Origin of the sequence: Enterobacter sp. MF024, assembly GCF_005843915.1 — a bacterium.
In the GTDB taxonomy this organism is placed as follows: domain Bacteria; phylum Pseudomonadota; class Gammaproteobacteria; order Enterobacterales; family Enterobacteriaceae; genus Enterobacter; species Enterobacter barmai.
Window position 1 is genome coordinate 154515 of the sequence record NZ_VCBB01000010.1, and the last position, 20083, is coordinate 174597.

18 protein-coding genes and 1 riboswitch are annotated in these 20083 nt (G+C 56.9%); of the genes, 8 read left to right on the top strand and 10 right to left on the bottom strand.

Annotated elements, in window-relative coordinates; genetic code table 11:
• Positions 1-5 precede the first annotated feature (5 nt).
• Complete coding sequence (araB, locus tag FFB58_RS16090; RefSeq protein WP_138370420.1) at positions 6-1715, bottom strand: ribulokinase; 1710 nt, start codon at positions 1713-1715, stop codon at positions 6-8.
• A 335-nt stretch (positions 1716-2050) separates the two neighbouring features.
• Between araB and araC the strand changes: the two genes are divergently transcribed.
• On the top strand, positions 2051-2896 hold the full coding sequence (gene araC, locus FFB58_RS16095; protein ID WP_039030397.1) for an arabinose operon transcriptional regulator AraC: 846 nt from the start codon (positions 2051-2053) through the stop codon (positions 2894-2896).
• Between the two features lie 129 nt (positions 2897-3025).
• Positions 3026-3793 (top strand): DedA family protein, encoded by a 768-nt coding sequence (locus FFB58_RS16100; RefSeq protein WP_138370421.1) that lies wholly within the window; start codon positions 3026-3028, stop codon positions 3791-3793.
• A gap of 6 nt (positions 3794-3799) precedes the next feature.
• On the opposite strand, the gene thiQ is transcribed toward FFB58_RS16100, so the two are convergent.
• The 4 genes from thiQ to sgrR all read right to left on the bottom strand — a co-directional run bounded on the left by thiQ (position 3800) and on the right by sgrR (position 8874).
• Positions 3800-4495, bottom strand: coding sequence for a thiamine ABC transporter ATP-binding protein ThiQ (gene thiQ, locus FFB58_RS16105; protein ID WP_138370422.1), 696 nt, complete (start codon positions 4493-4495; stop codon positions 3800-3802).
• Positions 4479-6089 (bottom strand): thiamine/thiamine pyrophosphate ABC transporter permease ThiP, encoded by a 1611-nt coding sequence (gene thiP, locus FFB58_RS16110; protein WP_039030394.1) that lies wholly within the window; start codon positions 6087-6089, stop codon positions 4479-4481. The genes thiQ and thiP overlap by 17 nt, the downstream gene beginning before the upstream one ends.
• On the bottom strand, positions 6065-7048 hold the full coding sequence (gene thiB, locus FFB58_RS16115; RefSeq protein WP_138370423.1) for a thiamine ABC transporter substrate binding subunit: 984 nt from the start codon (positions 7046-7048) through the stop codon (positions 6065-6067). Before thiB ends, thiP begins: the two co-directional genes overlap by 25 nt.
• A 34-nt stretch (positions 7049-7082) precedes the next feature.
• Positions 7083-7182, bottom strand: a riboswitch (TPP riboswitch).
• Positions 7183-7218: 36 nt separating this feature from the next.
• Positions 7219-8874: an HTH-type transcriptional regulator SgrR gene (sgrR, locus tag FFB58_RS16120; RefSeq protein ID WP_138370424.1), complete on the bottom strand. Its 1656-nt coding sequence runs from the start codon at positions 8872-8874 to the stop codon at positions 7219-7221.
• Between the two features lie 87 nt (positions 8875-8961).
• Between sgrR and sgrT the strand changes: the two genes are divergently transcribed.
• From sgrT to FFB58_RS16135, 3 genes are all read left to right on the top strand, one after another.
• A complete protein-coding gene (gene sgrT / locus FFB58_RS16125) occupies positions 8962-9114 on the top strand; it encodes a glucose uptake inhibitor SgrT (RefSeq protein ID WP_072036676.1) in 153 nt (50 codons plus the stop codon).
• 103 nt (positions 9115-9217) lie between these two features.
• Entirely contained in the window at positions 9218-10423 is a 1206-nt protein-coding gene (locus FFB58_RS16130) for a sugar efflux transporter (protein WP_138370425.1), read from the top strand.
• A gap of 197 nt (positions 10424-10620) precedes the next feature.
• Positions 10621-10773 (top strand): Hok/Gef family protein, encoded by a 153-nt coding sequence (locus FFB58_RS16135; protein ID WP_138370426.1) that lies wholly within the window; start codon positions 10621-10623, stop codon positions 10771-10773.
• Positions 10774-10862: 89 nt separating this feature from the next.
• On the opposite strand, the gene leuD is transcribed toward FFB58_RS16135, so the two are convergent.
• The 5 genes from leuD to leuL form a co-directional block, all read right to left on the bottom strand.
• Positions 10863-11468, bottom strand: a complete 606-nt coding sequence (leuD, locus tag FFB58_RS16140) for a 3-isopropylmalate dehydratase small subunit (RefSeq protein WP_039030390.1) — start codon at positions 11466-11468, stop codon at positions 10863-10865.
• A 10-nt stretch (positions 11469-11478) separates the two neighbouring features.
• Positions 11479-12879: a 3-isopropylmalate dehydratase large subunit gene (gene leuC / locus FFB58_RS16145; RefSeq protein WP_039030389.1), complete on the bottom strand. Its 1401-nt coding sequence runs from the start codon at positions 12877-12879 to the stop codon at positions 11479-11481.
• A 2-nt stretch (positions 12880-12881) separates the two neighbouring features.
• Positions 12882-13973, bottom strand: a complete 1092-nt coding sequence (gene leuB / locus FFB58_RS16150; protein ID WP_039030388.1) for a 3-isopropylmalate dehydrogenase — start codon at positions 13971-13973, stop codon at positions 12882-12884.
• Positions 13973-15544, bottom strand: a complete 1572-nt coding sequence (gene leuA / locus FFB58_RS16155) for a 2-isopropylmalate synthase (protein WP_039030387.1) — start codon at positions 15542-15544, stop codon at positions 13973-13975. The genes leuB and leuA overlap by 1 nt, the downstream gene beginning before the upstream one ends.
• A gap of 94 nt (positions 15545-15638) precedes the next feature.
• Entirely contained in the window at positions 15639-15725 is an 87-nt protein-coding gene (gene leuL / locus FFB58_RS23165; RefSeq protein WP_072036675.1) for a leu operon leader peptide, read from the bottom strand.
• A 635-nt stretch (positions 15726-16360) separates the two neighbouring features.
• Here leuL and leuO point away from each other — a divergent pair.
• The 3 genes from leuO (at position 16361) to ilvN (ending at position 19908) form a co-directional block, all read left to right on the top strand.
• Complete coding sequence (leuO, locus tag FFB58_RS16165; RefSeq protein WP_039030386.1) at positions 16361-17305, top strand: transcriptional regulator LeuO; 945 nt, start codon at positions 16361-16363, stop codon at positions 17303-17305.
• Between the two features lie 385 nt (positions 17306-17690).
• Complete coding sequence (ilvI, locus tag FFB58_RS16170) at positions 17691-19415, top strand: acetolactate synthase 3 large subunit (RefSeq protein WP_138370427.1); 1725 nt, start codon at positions 17691-17693, stop codon at positions 19413-19415.
• Between the two features lies 1 nt (position 19416).
• Entirely contained in the window at positions 19417-19908 is a 492-nt protein-coding gene (gene ilvN / locus FFB58_RS16175; protein WP_138370428.1) for an acetolactate synthase small subunit, read from the top strand.
• Positions 19909-20083: the final 175 nt, after the last annotated feature.

Sequence of the window (20083 nt, forward strand, 5' to 3'; positions counted from 1 at the left end):
TGTCCTTAATGTGTCAGGGTTGCCGTGGATTCCGGGATGCTCTTAACCGGGGCGGCGACAGGGAGATAGTGCTGCTCAGCGCTCTTCGCCCACTGCTGGTAGCGCTGATAAAGCTGTTCAAAACGTTGCGCCTGCTGCGCGCGCGGCTGCAGGGTGCTTTCCACCTTGCTCGCCATATGCTGCTGGGCCGTCGGGATATCGGCGTGCACGCCTGCCGCCACTGCGGCGAAGATCGCCGCGCCCAGGGCACAGCACTGATCCGAGGCGACAATCTGCAGCGGACGGTTCAGCACGTCGCAGCAGGCCTGCATGATCACCGGGTTTTTACGGGCGATACCGCCCAGGGCCATCACTTCGTTAACGGCGATCCCCTGTTCGGTGAAGCACTCCATAATGGCGCGCGCGCCGAAAGCGGTGGCTGCCACCAGCCCGCCAAACAGCGCCGGGGCGTCGGTGGCGAGGTTGAGATCGGTAATCACCCCCTTCAGGCGCTGGTTAGCATTCGGTGTGCGGCGGCCGTTAAACCAGTCGAGAACGACCGGGAGATGATCAAGGGAAGGATTTTTCGCCCAGGCTTCAGTCAGCTGCGGCAGCAGCTGTTTTTTGCTCTCGGCAATCTGGGTTTTCAGTTCCGGATGCGCAGCCGCCAGCCGATCCAGCGGCCAGCCCAGCACGCGACCAAACCAGGCGTAGATGTCGCCGAAGGCGGACTGACCCGCTTCCAGGCCGATAAAATCAGGCACTACGCTGCCATCGACCTGGCCGCAGATACCTTTCACGGCGCGATCGCCGACGCTGGCTTTATCTGCCGTCAGGATGTCGCAGGTAGAGGTGCCGATCACTTTCACCAGTGTGTTGGGCTGAGCCCCCGCGCCAACCGCGCCCATGTGGCAGTCGAAGGCGCCGCCGGAGATGGCAACGGTCTGCGGCAGACCCAGACGTTCCGCCCACTCGGCGCACAGCGTGCCGACCGGGATATCCGCAGTCCAGGTATCGGTAAACAGGGGGTAGTCCAGGCTCTGGTTAATAATCGGATCGAGTTCGTCAAAGAAGGCGGCAGGCGGCAGGCCACCCCAGCTCTCATGCCAGAGGGATTTATGCCCGGCGCTGCAGCGACCGCGACGGATATCCTGCGGGCGGGTGGTGCCGGAGAGCAGGGCCGGAACCCAGTCGCACAGCTCAATCCACGACACAGCCGCTTGCGCCACCTGCGGATCCTGACGGGTAATGTGCAGGATTTTCGCCCAGAACCACTCGCTGGAGTAAATGCCGCCAATGTAGCGGGAGTAGTCGTTTTTGCCGGGCTGATGGCACAAACGGGTGATGGCTTCGGCTTCTTCTACCGCGGTATGGTCTTTCCACAGCACGAACATGGCGTTCGGGTTATCGGCGAACGCCGGCTGCAGCGCCAGGACGTGGCCGTCGGCGTCAATCGGTGCCGGGGTTGAACCGGTACTGTCCACGCCAATCCCGACGATCTGAGCGCGCTGCGCTTCGCTTAACTCTGCCAGCACGGTTTTGATCGCCGCTTCCATCGACTCGATATAGTCACGCGGGTGATGGCGGAACTGATTGTTCGGCGCATCGCAATAGCGCCCCTCTTGCCAGCGCGGATACCACTCGACGCTGGTCGCTATCTCCTGACCCGTTGTGCACTCCACTGCCAGGGCGCGTACTGAGTCACTGCCAAAATCGAGGCCAATCGCAATTGCCATGGTGTTGCTCCATCAAAAAACAGATATGAATGAACATTAGAGAGTGAGGGGAAAAATCGTCAGGCAGGATCCGCTAATCTTATGGATGATTTTGCTGTGACATGAGAAAGTGTGACGCCGTGCAAATAATCAATGTGGACATTTCTGCCGTGGTTATAGACACTTTTGTTACCGCCGACCCGCCCGATGTTACGGATAAATCGCAACGGAAGCGTTATGATGGCGGACCTAAAAGCGGGCTGATGCCTTTTGGATCTTTGAGCGCCCCGTTTTTATGCCGCTTTTGATGATATGGACAAATGGTTTCCTTCAGGACTGCCAGGAGTACTGAAAATATGGCTGAAACGCAAAGTGATCCCCTGCTGCCGGGCTACTCGTTTAACGCGCATCTGGTTGCAGGACTGACGCCCATTGAGGCGGAAGGCTATCTCGATTTTTACGTTGACCGACCGCTGGGGATGAAGGGCTATATCCTCAACCTGACCGTGCGCGGAGAGGGGGTCATCAAGAATGGCGAGCAAACCTTTGTCTGCCGTCCGGGGGATATTTTGCTCTTTCCGCCGGGTGAAATTCACCACTACGGCCGTCATCCCGATGCCCGGGAGTGGTATCACCAGTGGGTCTACTTTCGCCCCCGCGCCTACTGGCAGGAGTGGCTGGCCTGGCCATCGATGTTTGCCCACACCGGCTTTTATCGCCCGGATGAAGCCCATCAGCCGCAGTTTCGTGAACTGTTCGCCCAGATCATCGAGGCCGGACAGGCCGGGGGGCGCTATGCCGAACTGCTGGCCATCAACCTGCTGGAACAGCTCCTGCTGCGCCGGATGGAGGCGATCAACGAATCGCTGAACCCACCGCTGGATCACCGGGTGCGCGAAGCCTGTCAGTACATTAGCGATCATCTGGCGGACAGCCAGTTCGATATCGCCAGCGTCGCCCAGCATGTCTGCCTGTCGCCGTCGCGGCTGTCGCACCTGTTCCGGCAGCAGCTGGGGGTGAGCGTGCTGAGCTGGCGCGAAGATCAGCGTATCAGCCAGGCCAAGCTGTTGCTCAGCACCACCCGCATGCCGATTGCCACCGTCGGGCGCAACGTGGGCTTTGAGGATCAGCTCTACTTTTCCCGGGTCTTTAAAAAATGCACCGGGGCCAGCCCGAGCGAATTCCGCGCGGGGTGTGAATAAAAGGTAAATAAAACTAAACAAGATCACTCGATCCTGCTCACACCCGGTAAACTATTCAGACAATTGTTGTCTTGACGCAGCAGGCCTCTGTTCGCAGAATCCCTGCTTCGTCACCTGACCGGAACTGTTATGCAGGCATTGCTGGAACATTTTATTACTCAGTCCGTTACCTATTCGCTCATCGCCGTGGCGTTAGTGGCCTTTCTGGAATCCCTGGCGCTGGTCGGACTGATCCTGCCCGGCACGGTGCTGATGGCCGGGCTCGGCGCGCTGATTGGCAGTGGCGAGGTTAACTTCTGGGAGGCGTGGCTGGCGGGGATCGTCGGTTGCCTGCTGGGTGACTGGATCTCATTCTGGCTGGGCTGGCGCTTCAAAAAGCCGCTGCACCGCTGGTCATTTATGAAGAAAAACAAAGCGCTGCTCGATAAAACCGAGCATGCCCTGCATCAACACAGCATGTTTACCATTCTGGTGGGCCGCTTTGTGGGCCCGACGCGTCCGCTGGTGCCGATGGTGGCGGGGATGCTCGATCTGCCGGTGTCGAAATTTATCGTGCCGAACCTGATTGGCTGCCTGTTATGGCCGCCGTTTTACTTCCTGCCGGGCATTCTGGCCGGGGCAGCGATTGATATTCCTGCCGATGTGCAGAGCGGGGGCTTTAAATGGCTGTTGCTGGCAACCGCGATGCTGCTGTGGCTGGCGGCCTGGCTCTGCTGGCGACTGTGGCGCAGCGGAAAGGCGGCGTCCGATCGCCTGAGCGATTACCTGCCGCGCGGACGCCTGTTTTGGCTGGCGCCCGTCACCCTGGGTGTTGCGGTGGCAGCGCTGGTGATGCTGATCCGCCACCCGCTGATGCCGGTCTACGGCGAGATCTTATTGAAGGTTGTCAGCCGCTGACACTTATCAGCGGATCCCCAGCAGGCGCGACGCGCTCGCTTTCCCACTTGCCAGCTGTTCCGTATCGCCATCCCAGGCGATACGGCCATCGGCAATCACCACCGACCGTCGGGCGATCCTGACCGCATCTTCCACGCTGTGCGACACCATCAGCATCGTTAGCTGCTGGCGCTCGCACACCTCTTTGACCAGCAGCAGCATCTCCTGACGTAACGCGGGATCGAGCGCCGAAAAGGGCTCATCCAGCAGCAGGATAGGCTGTTCGCGCACCAGACAGCGCGCAAGGGCAACACGCTGGCGCTGACCACCCGAGAGCTCCCCCGGCAGGCGTTCCAGCAGATCGTCTATCCCCATCTGAAGCGCGATGTCGCTTAGCTTCTGCTGCTGGGCAGCTTTCAGCTTCATGCCCGGATGCATGCCGAGGCCAATGTTCTGACGCACGGTCAGATGAGTGAAAAGATTGTTTTCCTGAAACAGCATCGACACCGGGCGCTGTGACGGCGGCGTGCGGGTATGGTCATGGCCGTTAATCGTGATGCTGCCGTTGGCCGGTTGCAGAAAACCGGCGATCAGGTTGAGGAGCGTGCTTTTCCCCGCGCCGCTGGGGCCGAGCACGGCGATAAGTTCGCCCTGGCCCACGGACAGGGTAAAGCGCATCGGCAGGTGCTGATAAAGCCAGGTTACATCAGTCAGTTTTAACATCACGCCCCGGAAGTTTTTCGATAACGGTAAATAACGCAAAGCATAGCAAGAGCAGCAGCAGCGCCGTGACGGCACCGTCCTGGCTGCGATACGAGCCAATTTGCTGGTAAAGCCAGAACGGCAGGGTGCGGAAATCATCGTTGCCAAACAGCGCCACCACGCCGAAATCACCGATCGACAGCACGCAGGCAAAGGCCAGCGCCTGGGCCAGCGGGCGTTTCAGGGCGCGCAGCTCCACCACCTTCAGCCGCTGCCAGCCGTGCATTCCCAGGGAGTCGCAGAGCAGGGTATAGCGGGCGCTGAGATCGCGCATCGGGTTTTCCAGCACTTTCAGCGCGTAGGGGATCGCCATCAGGGCGTTGGTAAAGATGACTATGCCATCGGCCGATTCAGGCAGGCCGACAGTGCTGTTGAACAGCAGGAAAAAACCGCTCGCCAGCACGATGCCGGGCATCGCCAGGATCAGCATCCCGCTGAGATCCAGCGCCTGTCCAGCTACGAACGCCTGGCGGGCATACAGCTCCCGGCTGGTCCACAGCAGCATCATGGTCAGCAGCACGCAGAGCAGCCCGGCACCCAGCGCAATGCGCAGTGAGGTGCCCAGCGCCTGCCAGAGCACCGGCTGTTGCAGCACCGACAGCAGGTTGAGATTCAGACCGTCGACCACCACCGCCAGCAGCGGCGGGATCAGCAGCAGTAGCGCCAGGGCGATCAGCAGGCCATCGGTCAGACGGCTACGCAGGTTGTCCTGCGGATCGCGCCAGCCTGCGAGCTGGTTACTGCCGACGGGGATGGCTTTTCCCAGCCGCTGGCTCAGCATCACCAGCCCCAGACAGCAGACCATCTGCACGATGGCAAGCAGTGCCGCACGGCCCGGATCATAGTCGTAGCTCAGGGCCTGATAGATAGCGAGCTCGATGGTGGTGGCCTGCGGCCCGCCGCCGAGCGAGAGCACGGTGGCGAAGCTGGCAAAGCAGAGCATGAAGATCAGCGCCGCAACCGGCGGGATCTGACGGCGCAGCCAGGGCCACTCAACGAAGCGGAAAAATGACCAGCCGCGCATCCCGAGCTGGGCCGCAAGCTGGCGCTGCTCGCCGGGGATATTCTCCAGCGCCTGCAGCAGCAGACGCGTGGCCATCGGCATGTTGAAAAAGACGTGCGCCAGCAGGATCCCCTGCAGGCCATAGGGCGAGAAGGTCCATTCCAGCCCGAGCGCCTGGCACAGGGCGGCCAGCCAGCCCTGACGTCCGTAGACGCTGAGAATGCCAAATATCGCCACCAGCACCGGCAGGATCAGGGTCATGGCGCACAGGCGCAGCAGCGCCTGCCTGCCCGGAAACCGTCGCCGGTAGAGGGCGCGGGCAAGAAATATGGCGGGGGTCACCGAGAGCAGGGCGGAGAGAAACGCCTGCCAGAAAGAGAAGCGGATAACATGCCACAGATAGCTGTCGTGCAACAGCGCCGCGACGTCGGTGGCGGGCGCGTTAAACCACAGCGCCAGAAAGGCACCCAGGGCGACGGCCACCATCAGGATGGCGGCCAGCAGCCCCGGAAGTAACCAGCCGGCGATTAGCGGCTGACGGCGCGTTGCCATTCACTGACCCAGGCTGCACGTTTCCCGGCCACTTCCTGTGGGGTAAATTCCAGGGTGGTTTGCGGTTTCACCAGGGTGTCAAAACCGGCCGGTAACGTCACGTTGGTCACCGGGTACATCCAGTTGCCGGTCGGGATGGCGTTCTGGAACGACGGAGAGACCATAAATTTCAGGAACTTCTCAGCCAGTTCCGGCTGTTTGCTGGCAGCGGTACGGGCGGCAACTTCCACCTGCAGATAGTGGCCTTCGGCAAAGTCCGCGGCGGCGTAGTTCTCTTTTTTCTCCGAAATAATGTGGTACGCCGGAGAGGTGGTGTAGCTCAGCACCAGGTCGCTCTCGCCTTTCAGGAACAGGCCGTAGGCTTCGCTCCAGCCTTTGGTCACCGTGACGGTTTTGGCGGCCAGTTTCTGCCAGGCTTCCGGCGTCTTGTCGCCGTACACTTTTTGCATCCACAGCAGCAGACCCAGTCCCGGGGTGCTGGTGCGCGGATCTTCGTAGATCACACGCCATTTTTTATCGCTCTCAACCAGCTCTTTCAGGCTTTTCGGTGGGTTTTTCAGCTTGTTTTTGTCATAGACAAAGGCGAAGTAGCCGTAATCGAAGGGCACAAAGGTGTCGTTTTTCCAGCCGCCAGGGACGTTAACCGCATCGGTCGGCACGCCGCTTTTGGCGAACAGCCCGGTCTGCGTCGCCGCTTCCAGCAGGTTGTTATCCAGACCCAGCACCACGTCGGCTTTGCTGTTTTTACCTTCCATGCGCAGGCGGTTCAGCAGCGAGACGCCATCCTCCAGCGCCACAAACTTCAGCTCGCACTTGCAGTCGGCTTCAAAGGCTTTTTTGACCGCCGGGCCAGGGCCCCAGTCGGCAGCGAAAGAGTCGTAGGTGTAGACCGTCAGCACAGGACTGGCTACGGCAGGCAGCGCAACCAGCGCCAGCAGGGGAAGAACAGTTTTGAACACTTTGCACCTCATTGTTTGAGAGTGGCAAAGGATTTTGAGCGACAGCCTCAAATCCCTTCGCCGGCGTTATCCGGATCAGGTTCGACGGGTATTTTCTCAGCACACGCTTTCGCGCAGCACCCCGTTGAGAACGGCGGTATTGTAATGATTTGGTGAATATTACGAAAGTGTTATGGTTCCGGCGGCGCAAACCACGCCGATTTAAAGTCAAACCAGCCCAGCGTATTCATGCGTAAGCCGCGCATACTGCGCTGCCCCTGGATCATCAGCCAGTGGTGGATCAGCGGGACGATCGCCTGCTGGGCCAGCAGCTGCTGGCACCAGACCGCAAGATTCATCTCCCCGGCGCGCCACTGGGCGGCGTCCTGCTGCCAGTCCCGCGCGATGCAGTTTTGCAGAAGCGGTACCTCATACAGATGGGAGAACAGCGAGAAATCCAGCGGCAGGGTGAAGTTGACGCTGTTGAGCCAGATGTCGCTTACGATCTCTCCGCGATGCCACTCCTCGTAGCTGACCTCCTGAATGTTGAGCGTCACCTGCTCGGCGGCCAGCAGCTCGCTCATCATTCTGGCGATCACCCGGTGTTCAATATGTTCGCGGTAGAAGGTCAGGGTGATGCTCTCCAGCCCGGCCGGTTTATCGCCGCGTCCCGGGCGGGCGTGATGCCAGCGCGGCAGCAGGCCATACGCCGGGAACCAGTAGGACTGGTACATCTCTTCGGCCTGATAGATAAGGTTGGCTGGCGAAAGGATCCGGCTTATCCACTGGCGCACCTCGCCGCTGGCACCGCGATGGGAGCGGGCATCGAACAGCAGATAGTAGCACCCCTCTTCGAGGCGGCTCTCTACCGCCTTTTCTCCCTCCGTTGGCCCTTCGAGGGTCAGGCCGACGCTCAGCTCTTCGTTGAGATCCGGCAACACCCAGACGTTCACTTCGTCAATCAAGGCCCGGTAGCCAAAGTAGTCGTCGAAGGCGCGGATCTTTAGCTGATTATTGTTGTTGCGGGAAACGGCGTAAGGCCCGGAACCCACCGGATGGGCGGCAAAGTTGGGCATGGTTTCCCACTCGCGCGGCAGGATCATCGAGGGTACATACCCCAGCAGCCACGGCAGCCAGCGGTCGGGCTGAGAGAGCTGGATGTCCAGAGTCCAGGCGGTGGGGGACTGGATCCGGCTGATGTGCGAGTAAAGAGGCAATTCGCGGGCGCGCTGCAACGTGGCGATGACGTCGGCCATCTCCAGCTCGCGTCCGTGATGGAAATGGATGCCGGGCCGTAAAAAAAATCGCCAGTGCAGCGGGGAAAGCTGCTGCCAGTGATGAGCAATGTCGGCTTCCAGTTCCCCATTTTCCTCATTTATGCGCGTCAGGCCGCTAAAAATCTGCCGCGCCATGTGGGTTTCAGATCGCCGTAATGCGCTGCCCGGTAACAGATTTTTCATCGGACGATAGTAGAGCACGCGCAGGATGTGTTTGCCCTGACGGAAGCTGCGTCCGAGGTGGGATACCAGCATCTGGCGCACCGCGGCTTTATCGCCCACCAGCTGCACCAGCTGTTCGATGCGATCCTGCTCGAGCAGGTCTTCCGCCCGCTGCTGCTGGAGCGCGAGGCCGGTGTAGAGGAAGGTGAGGCGCGAACGCTTGCCGCGCCCGGCTTCGGCTTCCCAGCTCAGCCATCCCTGCTGCTGCATGGTGTTAAGCAGGGTCCGCATATGGCGACGCGTACAGCTGAGCAGATCGGCCAGCTCGCTGAGCGTGGTGTCCCGGGTCTGGCCGTCACAGCACTGCCACAGGCGGATGAATTGTTGTTGCAGACGACCAGAAGGCATAAAAGGGGAACTCCTGACAAAAAATCAGCAATTTATTAATCCCTATATTAAGCCAATAATTCTCTTCGATGAAGCGAGGAGGTGAATATGAAGAGGTCTGCCACAAATCAGTTTTACCAGCAGTACTTCTCAGCGACAAAGGGAGTGTCCTGGCTGGCCCGCCGGTGTGCAGAGCAGCGGCTGAAAATACTGGAAGATCTGATGCAGTGGGAGGTGACAACGTCGACCTCGGAACGCTGAATTGCTTCTATCATGTGTGACTGAGTATTGGTGCCAATCACCACGCCAGCAGGTATTATCTGCTGGCTTTTTTCGTTTTCACGTGCGCTAAAGGGAACAGTGAATGCTCTGGTTAATGACGATGGGACGCCGTCTCAACGGTGTTTATGCCGCTTTTTTAATGGTGGCTTTTATGATGGGCGTAGCCGGGGCACTGCAGGCGCCGACCCTGAGTCTGTTCCTGAGCCGCGAGGTGGGCGCTCAACCTTTCTGGGTGGGGCTGTTCTATACCGTCAACGCCGTCGCCGGGATCCTGGTCAGCCTCTGGCTGGCGAAGCGTTCCGACAGCCAGGGCGATCGCCGCAAGCTAATCCTCTTTTGCTGCGCGATGGCGATTGGCAACGCGCTGCTGTTTGCCTTTAACCGTCATTATCTGACCTTATTAACCTGCGGCGTGCTGCTGGCCTCACTTGCCAACACCGCCATGCCGCAGCTGTTTGCCCTGGCGCGGGAATATGCCGACAGCTCCGCGCGTGAAGTGGTGATGTTCAGCTCGGTGATGCGTGCCCAGCTTTCGCTGGCGTGGGTTATCGGCCCGCCGCTGGCGTTTATGCTGGCGCTTAACTACGGCTTTACCGCCATGTTCTCCATTGCGGCGGCCATTTTTGCCATTAGCCTGGGGCTGATTGCCTTCGCGCTGCCTTCCGTTGCGCGGGTGGAATCGGCGACCGCCGTGCCGGTGACCGAGGTCAGCGGCTGGAAAAACAAAAATGTCCGCAGGCTGTTTATCGCCTCCACGCTGATGTGGACCTGCAACACCATGTATATCATCGACATGCCGCTGTGGATCAGCAGCGATCTGGGCCTGCCTGACAAGCTGGCCGGGATCTTAATGGGCACCGCCGCCGGGCTGGAAATCCCGGCGATGATCCTTGCAGGCTACTACGTGAAATATTTCGGCAAGCGCCGGATGATGGTGGTTGCGGTGGCGGCGGGTGTGCTGTTTTATCTGGGATTGATCCTGTTTCACAGCCGTGAAGCGCTGCTCGCCCTGCAGCTGTTTAACGCGGTCTTTATCGGCATCATCGCCGGGATCGGCATGCTCTGGTTCCAGGATTTGATGCCGGGACGTGCGGGCTCTGCCACGACGTTATTTACCAATAGCATTTCAACCGGCGTGATTCTGGCGGGGATCGTTCAGGGAGCGCTGGCGCAAAGCTACGGTCATTCTGCGGTTTACTTGGCTATTGCGGGGATTTCGCTGGTGGCGCTGGTGCTGACCTGGCGGGTGAAAGAGAGCGAAATTCTGGAAGGCGGCTTCACGAAATGAAAGCCCATTCTGACAGCAGAGCGTAATACGCATAGAGTTCACGCGGGTGCTTGAGGCTGTTTGCCTGAAGCATTGGTGGAAGGGTAGACAGAAGAAAGCCCCACTCAACTTAACATTGATGTGAGGCTACCCAACCAACACAACTGAACCCTGTGAGGTTAGCCTCTTCATCGCTGGAAAGCAATAAGGAGGCTGGAATGCCAAAACGTACTCTGCTGTTAGGTTTGTTGATGATCTGTATGACGTTACTGATCTTCACCTGGATGGTTCGCGACTCGCTGTGTGAGCTGCGATTCAGACAGGACCATACAGAGCTGGCGGCAGTGTTGGCTTGTGATGTGAAACGTTAAGGCGAGGGCGGGGGAATTTTCCCCCGCTTTTCCAGGTTGCATGATTGGCTCAGGCACCTTTTTAATGGCCCGCATTGCGGGCCATTAACTCAACTCATAAAGGCTGGCTGTTTGTTCTCGTAGGCGGAAATCGCCTCCTCGTGCTGCAGGGTCAGCCCGATGCTGTCCAGACCGTTGATCATGCAGTGGCGGCGGAAGGCGTCGATGTTAAAGCTGTAGGTTTTCTCCCCGGCTTTGACTACCTGCGCTTCCAGATCCACTTCGAAGGTGATGCCCGGGTTGCTTTGCACTAATGTAAACAGCTCATCGACCTGCTCGTCGCTTAAGGTGACCGGCAGGAGCTGGTTGTTGAAGCTGTTGCCGTAGAAGATGTCGGCAAAGCTCGGCGCAATCACCACTTTGAAACCGTAATCGGTCAGCGCCCACGGTGCATGCTCGCGCGATGAACCGCAGCCAAAGTTTTCCCGCGCCAGCAGGATCGACGCCCCTTTAAATGCCGGGAAGTTCAGCACGAACTCCGGATTTGGCACTTCGCCTTTGTCATCCAGAAAACGCCAGTCGTTAAACAGGTGGGCACCAAAACCGGTGCGGGTCACCTTCTGCAAAAACTGCTTCGGAATGATGGCGTCGGTATCGACGTTAGCCGCGTCCAGAGGGACCACCAGGCCAGTATGTTGGGTAAATTTCTCTGCCATGATGGTCTCCTTATTTCAGGCTGCGAATATCAGCGAAATGGCCGGTCACTGCGGCGGCCGCGGCCATCGCCGGGCTAACCAGATGTGTGCGCCCACCGCGCCCCTGACGACCTTCAAAGTTACGGTTGCTGGTGGAGGCGCAGCGCTCGCCCGGATTCAGGCGATCGTTGTTCATGGCCAGACACATGGAGCAACCCGGCAGACGCCACTCGAAGCCTGCTTCGATGAAAATCTTGTCCAGGCCTTCGGCTTCTGCCTGCGCTTTTACCGGGCCGGAGCCAGGAACCACCAGCGCCTGTACGCCCGGTGCCACTTTACGGCCTTTCGCCACTTCTGCCGCCGCGCGCAGATCTTCAATGCGCGAGTTGGTGCAGGAGCCAATAAACACTTTATCAATGTTCACGTCGGTCAACGGCACGCCCGGTTTCAGACCCATATAGGCCAGCGCTTTCTCTGCGCTGGCGCGCTCAACCGGATCGGCGAACGAGGCCGGATCGGGAATGTTGTCGTTAACGGAGATGACCTGGCCCGGGTTAGTGCCCCAGGTGACCTGAGGCGCAATCGCTTCGGCCTGCAGGGTGACAACGGTGTCGAACACCGCGCCTTCGTCGGTTTTCAGGGTTTTCCAGTAGGCGACCGCGTCGTCGTAATGCTGACCTTTAGGGGCATGCAGACGATCTTTCACATAGGCGAAAGTGGTCTCATCCGGTGCAACCAGACCGGCTTTCGCACCCATTTCAATGGCCATGTTACACAGGGTCATACGGCCTTCCATGCTCAGAGCCTGGATTGCGCTGCCGCAGAACTCCACCACATGCCCGGTACCGCCTGCGCTACCGGTTTTACCGATGATCGCCAGCACGATGTCTTTGGCGGTGATGCCCGGGGCGGCCTCGCCGGTAACTTCAATTTTCATGGTCTTCGCGCGGCCCTGTTTCAGGGTCTGAGTCGCCAGCACATGTTCTACTTCTGAGGTGCCGATACCGAACGCCAGGGCGCCGAACGCGCCGTGGGTCGCGGTATGGGAGTCGCCGCAGACGATGGTCATCCCTGGCAGGGTGATGCCCTGCTCAGGACCCATCACGTGGACAATCCCCTGATACGGGTGATTCAGGTCGTACAGCTCAACGCCGAACTCTTTGCAGTTCTTAATCAGCTCCTGCATCTGAATTCGCGCCATCTCACCGGAGGCGTTGATGTCTTTAGTCTGCGTCGAGACGTTATGGTCCATCGTCGCAAAGGTTTTACCAGGCTGACGCACCGGGCGATGGTGCGCGCGCAGGCCATCAAACGCCTGCGGGGACGTCACTTCATGCACCAGGTGGCGGTCGATATAGAGCAGCGGGGTTTCGTTCGGCGCTTCGAAGACCACGTGCGCATCAAACAATTTTTCGTACAACGTCTTCGCCATGATTACACCCCTTCAGCGACATAGCGGGCGATGATATCACCCATTTCATCAGTACCGACTGCGGCCGCACCACGGGCCAAATCACCGGTGCGAATGCCTTCTTCCAGCGCGCGGTTGATGGCGTTTTCGATGGCCGTTGCCGCGTCGTCAGCGTTCAGGCTGTAGCGCAGCAGCAGCGCCAGGGAGAGGATCTGCGCAATCGGGTTAGCAATATTTTTGCCTGCGATGTCCGGGGCGGAGCCGCCTGCCGGTTCGTACAGGCCAAAACCTTCTTCGTTCAGGCTGGCGGACGGCAGCATCCCCATGGAGCCGGTGATCATCGCGCACTCGTCGGAGAGAATGTCGCCGAACAGGTTGGAGCACAGCAGTACGTCGAACTGGGACGGATCTTTAATCAGCTGCATGGTGGCGTTGTCGATATACATATGCGCCAGCTGAACGTCCGGGTACTCCTGAGCGATCTCGTTGACGATTTCGCGCCACAGGATGGAAGATTGCAGCACGTTCGCTTTATCAATTGAAGTCACTTTATGGCCGCGTTTGCGGGCGGATTCGAATGCGATCCGGGCGATACGTTCGATCTCAAAACGGTGATACACCTCGGTATCAAACGCTTTTTCGTGCTGGCCGCTGCCTTCACGGCCTTTCGGCTGACCGAAGTAGATGCCGCCGGTCAGTTCACGGACGCACAGAATGTCGAAGCCGTTGGCGGCGATATCGGCGCGCAGCGGGCAGAACTCTTCCAGCCCCTGGTACAGTTTGGCCGGACGCAGGTTGCTGAACAGCTTGAAGTGTTTACGTAATGGCAGCAGCGCGCCGCGCTCTGGCTGCTCGGCCGGCGGCAGGTGTTCCCATTTCGGGCCACCCACGGAACCGAACAATACCGCGTCGGCATTCTCACAGCCGGTCACCGTTGCCTGCGGCAGCGGCGTACCCTGGTTATCGATCGCGATACCGCCCACGTCGTAGTGGCTGGTTGTAATTTTCATCGCAAAACGGGTGCGGACAGCTTCCAGAACCTTCAGCGCCTGTGCCATAACTTCCGGGCCAATTCCGTCACCCGGCAACACAGCAATATGGTAATTCTTCGACATTACACGGTTTCCTTATTGTTCTCTTTATTCTGAGCTTTGCGTTGCAACTCTTTTTCAACTTCCGCGGCGCGCCAGATATTGTTCAGGACGTGAACCATGGCTTTAGCGGAGGATTCGACGATATCGGTCGCCAGGCCCACGCCGTGGAAGCGACGGCCGTTATAGTTGACCACGATGTCGACCTGACCCAGCGCGTTTTTGCCCTGGCCTTTCGCCGTCAGGTCATATTTGACCAGTTCAACGTCGTAATCGGTGACGCGGTTAATGGCCTGGTAGATGGCATCGACCGGACCGTTGCCATTAGCCGCTTCGGCTTTAATCTCTTCACCGCAGGCCAGCTTGACGGAGGCGGTGGCGATATCGCTTGAACCCGACTGCACGCTGAAGTAGTCCAGACGGAAATGCTCTGGCTCTTCCTGCTGCTTGTTGATAAACGCCAGCGCTTCCAGATCGTAATCAAAGACCTGACCTTTCTTATCGGCCAGCTTCAGGAAGGCGTCGTACAGGTGATCCATGTTGTAGTCGGTATCTTTGTAACCCATCTCTTCCATGCGGTGTTTTACCGCCGCACGGCCAGAGCGGGAAGTCAGGTTCAACTGCACCTGATTCAGACCGATAGATTCCGGGGTCATGATTTCGTAGTTTTCACGGTTCTTCAGCACGCCGTCCTGGTGGATACCGGAGGAGTGTGCGAAAGCACCGGTGCCAACAATCGCTTTGTTCGCCGGGACCGGCATGTTGCAGATCTGGCTGACGGTCTGGCTGGTGCGCCAGATCTCCTGGTGATTGATGCGTGTCTGAACATTCATGATGTCTTTACGCACTTTGATCGCCATGATCACTTCTTCCAGCGAGCAGTTACCGGCGCGCTCGCCGATACCATTCATGGCGCCTTCAACCTGACGTGCGCCGGCATGGACCGCGGCAATGGCGTTACCCACCGCCAGGCCTAAATCGTCGTGGGTGTGAACAGAGATAATCGCCTTATCAATGTTCGGCACGCGCTCATACAGGCCGGTAATGATGTTGGAGAACTCGAACGGCATGGTGTAGCCGACGGTGTCCGGGATGTTGATGGTGGTGGCGCCGGCACGGATGGCTGCTTCGACCACGCGGGCCAGATCGTCAATCGGCGTACGGCCTGCATCTTCACAGGAGAACTCAACGTCGTCGGTATAGTTACGGGCGCGTTTTACCATATAGATGGAGCGCTCGATCACCTCATCCAGCGTGCTGCGCAGCTTGGTGGCGATATGCATCGGCGAGGTGGCAATAAAGGTATGAATACGGAAGGCTTCGGCGACTTTCAGCGACTCCGCGGCGACATCAATATCTTTCTCGACGCAGCGAGCCAGCGCACAGACCCGGCTGTTTTTAATGGTGCGGGCGATGGTCTGAACGGACTCAAAATCACCTGGAGAAGAGACCGGGAAGCCCACTTCCATTACGTCTACGCCCATACGTTCAAGGGCCAGAGCAATCTGCAATTTCTCTTTAACGCTCAGGCTTGCCTGTAATGCCTGTTCACCGTCACGTAAGGTCGTATCGAAAATAATGACTTGCTGGCTCATGGTTTAGGTCCTTGTCTGAATTTGGGCGCCTTGCTACGAGCATAAAAAAACCCGCGCAGTGGCGCGGGTTTTTTGTCTTAACCGGGGGAACGATTCAACGCTGAATTTCGCCCGCCAGTCTACCGCGCACAGTGGATGCGTTTAGTAGTAGTAGACCGGTGAAACGAGTGCTGTGAATCATGAGTCATGCCCCAGAGAAATAAGATATGCTTTTAGTGGTACTGGATACGCGGTTTGATGTCAACCCCTCAGATGTGAAAACGGCCCTTTGCTCCCCTGACATGTCAGAATGAAATTAGCTTATTGTGCTGGTTTTTCCCTGTCAGACAATTTTGTTCTTCTGATTTATGTCGGCGAATTTAACGGTGGAATTATTTAAATATATTTAATTGCAATTGTTTAAACTTTCGAAACAATAAGTCTGGCTTTTGAATTCTTTAACTTTCATTAAGTTACCATGATGAGACAGTCGAGAAATATGGGAAAGTAATTTTCCCGATAATGAAATGTTAATTAATTTAATTATTTTACTGTTAATCTTTCATTAGTACTTAATTGGACCTTAACGAAATGCCATGTTGTTTATTTGTGTGATCTATGGTTTCATTCGCAATATAAACTAATTGATATGTTTTGTTGTTTTTTGAACATGTTCTCTTATCTTATGCCTTAGTCCTGTCACTGCTGACGGGTATTTATATATTCCTAATTTGTAACATTTCTCTTTAGCTTGTTTTATATGCGTGATAAATCATATTTTTTAAGTTTATTGTTGCACACGAGAAAAGGGAGTTCAGCGTGACAGTGGAGCAGGATATGTCTGAAGAAAGTAGCGAAAAATCGCCTGTGTCAGAGGGGACGAAACCCCAACTTCGTACGGTGGATCTGAACCTTTTAACTGTCTTTGATGCGGTGATGCAGGAGCAAAATATTACGCGCGCTGCCCAGTCTCTGGGGATGTCGCAGCCCGCTGTCAGCAATGCTGTCGCAAGACTCAAGGTCATGTTTAACGATGAATTATTTGTTCGTTATGGCCGCGGTATTCAGCCTACTGCCCGGGCCTATCAGCTGTTTGCATCGGTACGCCAGGCGCTACAGCTGGTGCAGAATGAACTGCCGGGATCGGGATTCGACTCAAGCAGCAGCGAGCGTATTTTCCATTTATGCGTTTGTAGCCCTCTGGATAATTATCTCACCTCGCTTATTTATAATAAGGTTGAGGAGGTTGCACCTAATATTCAGCTGGTTTTCAAATCATCCCTTAACCAAAATACGGAACATCAGCTGCGGTATCAGGAAACGGAGTTTGTTATTGGCTACGAAGAGTTTCGTCGCCCGGAGTTTTCCTGCGTGCCGTTATTCAGAGATGAAATGGTGCTGGTGACCAGCAAAACCCATCCGCGCCTGAATGGTATGTTGCTGGAAAGCGATATTTATCGCGAACAGCATGCGGTTGTCGCCCTCGATCGCTACGCTTCATTTAGCCAGCCATGGTACGACACGCCAGATAAGCAGGCCTGTGTGGCCTATCAGGGAATGGCGATGGTCAGCGTATTGAATATTGTCTCGCAAACCCACCTGGTCGCCATTGCCCCGCGCTGGCTGGTTGAAGAGTTTGCCGAGCCGCTGAACCTGCGAATTATGCCGCTGCCGCTGAACCTTAACTCGCGTACCTGCTATCTCTCATGGCATGAAGCAGCCGGTCGCGATAAAGGCCATCAGTGGATGGAGGAGTTGCTGGTCAGCGTCTGCCGACGATAAACACCGTCAGGATAAATTTCAGTGTTATTGTTATTTATCCTGACTATCTGATTATTTCTGAAATTTTATTCTGTTGGTGAATTTTTTATTGTTATTGTCTGGCAGTAAAAATGCATGAATTCCTGCGCCTCCCCCTTTTCAAATGACGAACGCTCACTCCTCCTCGTTATCGTAGTAGATTTATCCATAACAAATATTAATACCTCTTATTTCTTCTTTTTGGTTTATGCGCCAGCCGAGGTTTGCTAATTGCCTGCCTTCCGGCGAGCGGTTATGGTAAATGTCACTCTGCACAATAAAAATCGCCAGGGGTAACCCTGACAAAAATGACGGCTCAGAACCTGGATCTCCTGTCCGTCTGAAACGATAAGCCTGGAGGCAAATCATGGAGATGTTGTCTGGCGCCGAAATGGTCGTCCGATCGTTAATCGATCAGGGCGTGAAGCAAGTGTTCGGTTACCCTGGGGGCGCGGTCCTCGATATTTACGACGCACTACATACCGTTGGCGGTATCGATCACGTCCTGGTGCGTCATGAGCAAGCTGCCGTGCATATGGCCGACGGACTGGCGCGTGCGACAGGTGAGGTGGGCGTTGTGCTGGTGACATCCGGTCCTGGCGCGACCAACGCTATTACCGGGATCGCCACGGCCTATATGGATTCCATCCCGATGGTGGTGCTCTCCGGTCAGGTTGCGACCTCGCTGATTGGCTACGATGCCTTTCAGGAGTGCGACATGGTTGGCATCTCGCGTCCGGTGGTGAAACACAGTTTCCTGGTCAAGCAGACGGAAGATATTCCGGGCGTGCTGAAAAAGGCCTTCTGGCTGGCGGCCAGCGGACGTCCGGGGCCGGTGGTGGTTGACCTTCCCAAAGATATTCTGAATCCGGCAAACAAATTGCCTTATGTCTGGCCAGAGTCGGTCAGCATGCGTTCTTATAACCCAACCACTCAGGGGCACAAGGGCCAGATTAAGCGCGCCCTGCAAACCCTGGCGACGGCCAAAAAGCCGGTGGTGTACGTTGGCGGCGGAGCGGTCAATGCCCAGTGTGAAACACAGCTGCGGACGCTTATCGAAAAGCTGAATCTGCCGGTAGCCTCTTCATTAATGGGACTCGGGGCGTTCCCGGCCACGCATCGCCAGGCGCTTGGTATGCTCGGCATGCATGGCACGTATGAAGCTAACATGACGATGCACAATTCCGATGTCATCTTTGCCGTGGGGGTGCGCTTTGACGATCGCACTACCAATAACCTGGCGAAATACTGCCCCAATGCCACGGTGCTACACATCGACATCGATCCTACCTCTATTTCCAAAACCGTTCCGGCGGATGTGCCAATTGTGGGCGACGCACGTCAGGTTCTGGATCAGATGCTGGAGCTGCTGGCGCAGGAAAACTATGTCCAGCCGCTCGATGATATTCGTGACTGGTGGCTGCAAATTGAGCAGTGGCGTGCGCGTCAGTGTCTGAAGTACGACACCCAAAGCGAGAACATCAAACCGCAGGCGGTGATTGAAACTATCTGGCGGCTGACCAACGGCGAGGCTTACGTTACGTCTGACGTCGGCCAGCACCAGATGTTCGCCGCGCTCTATTACCCGTTTGATAAGCCACGTCGCTGGATCAACTCCGGCGGCCTCGGCACCATGGGCTTTGGCCTGCCTGCCGCGCTGGGCGTTAAGCTGGCGTTACCGGAAGAGACGGTGGTCTGCGTGACCGGCGATGGCAGTATCCAGATGAACATCCAGGAGCTCTCCACCGCGCTGCAGTATGAGCTGCCGGTGCTGGTGCTCAACCTGAATAACGGCTATCTGGGCATGGTGAAGCAGTGGCAGGACATGATCTATTCCGGTCGTCATTCGCAGTCTTACATGAACTCATTGCCTGATTTTGTCCGTCTGGCAGAAGCTTACGGCCACATTGGTATGCGCATCAACAATCCGGCAGAGCTGGAAGCGAAGCTCAGCGAAGCCCTTGAGCACGTTAAAAATAACCGTCTGGTCTTTGTTGATGTGGTTGTGGATGGCACTGAACATGTTTATCCGATGCATATTCGCGGCGGCGGTATGGATGAAATGTGGTTAAGCAAAACGGAGAGAACCTGATATGCGCCGGATATTATCTGTATTACTGGAAAACGAGTCCGGGGCGCTGTCGCGCGTGATTGGGCTCTTTGCACAGCGCGGCTATAACATCGAAAGCCTGACGGTTGCCCCGACGGACGATCCAACGCTTTCCCGCATGACCATTCAGACGGTGGGTGATGCCAAGGTGCTGGAGCAGATCGAAAAGCAGCTGCATAAACTGGTGGATGTCTTACGCGTCAGCGAGCTGGGGCAGGGGGCTTACGTTGAACGCGAGATCATGCTGGTGAAAATTCAGGCCACCGGCTACGGGCGTGAAGAGGTGAAACGCAACGCGGATATTTTCCGTGGGCAGATCATCGATGTCACCCCGTCTATCTACACCGTTCAGCTTGCCGGTACCAGCGATAAGCTGGATGCCTTCCTTTCCTCGGTGCGGGATGTGGCAAAAATTGTTGAAGTGGCGCGTTCTGGCGTCGTGGGGCTCTCTCGCGGTGACAAAGTGATGCGTTAAGGATAAAAAGTTCGCCTCTCTATTGCCCGGTGCGATTAACCGGGCTTTTTTTTGCGCACCGATGCCGTTGTACGGACAAAAGCGGTTGCCGCACAGACTATTCTGCGCTTAGATGTTACAAGATTTAGTCTTAACCCTGACAAGGTCATGGACTCTTTTATACTTTTTAAGGGGC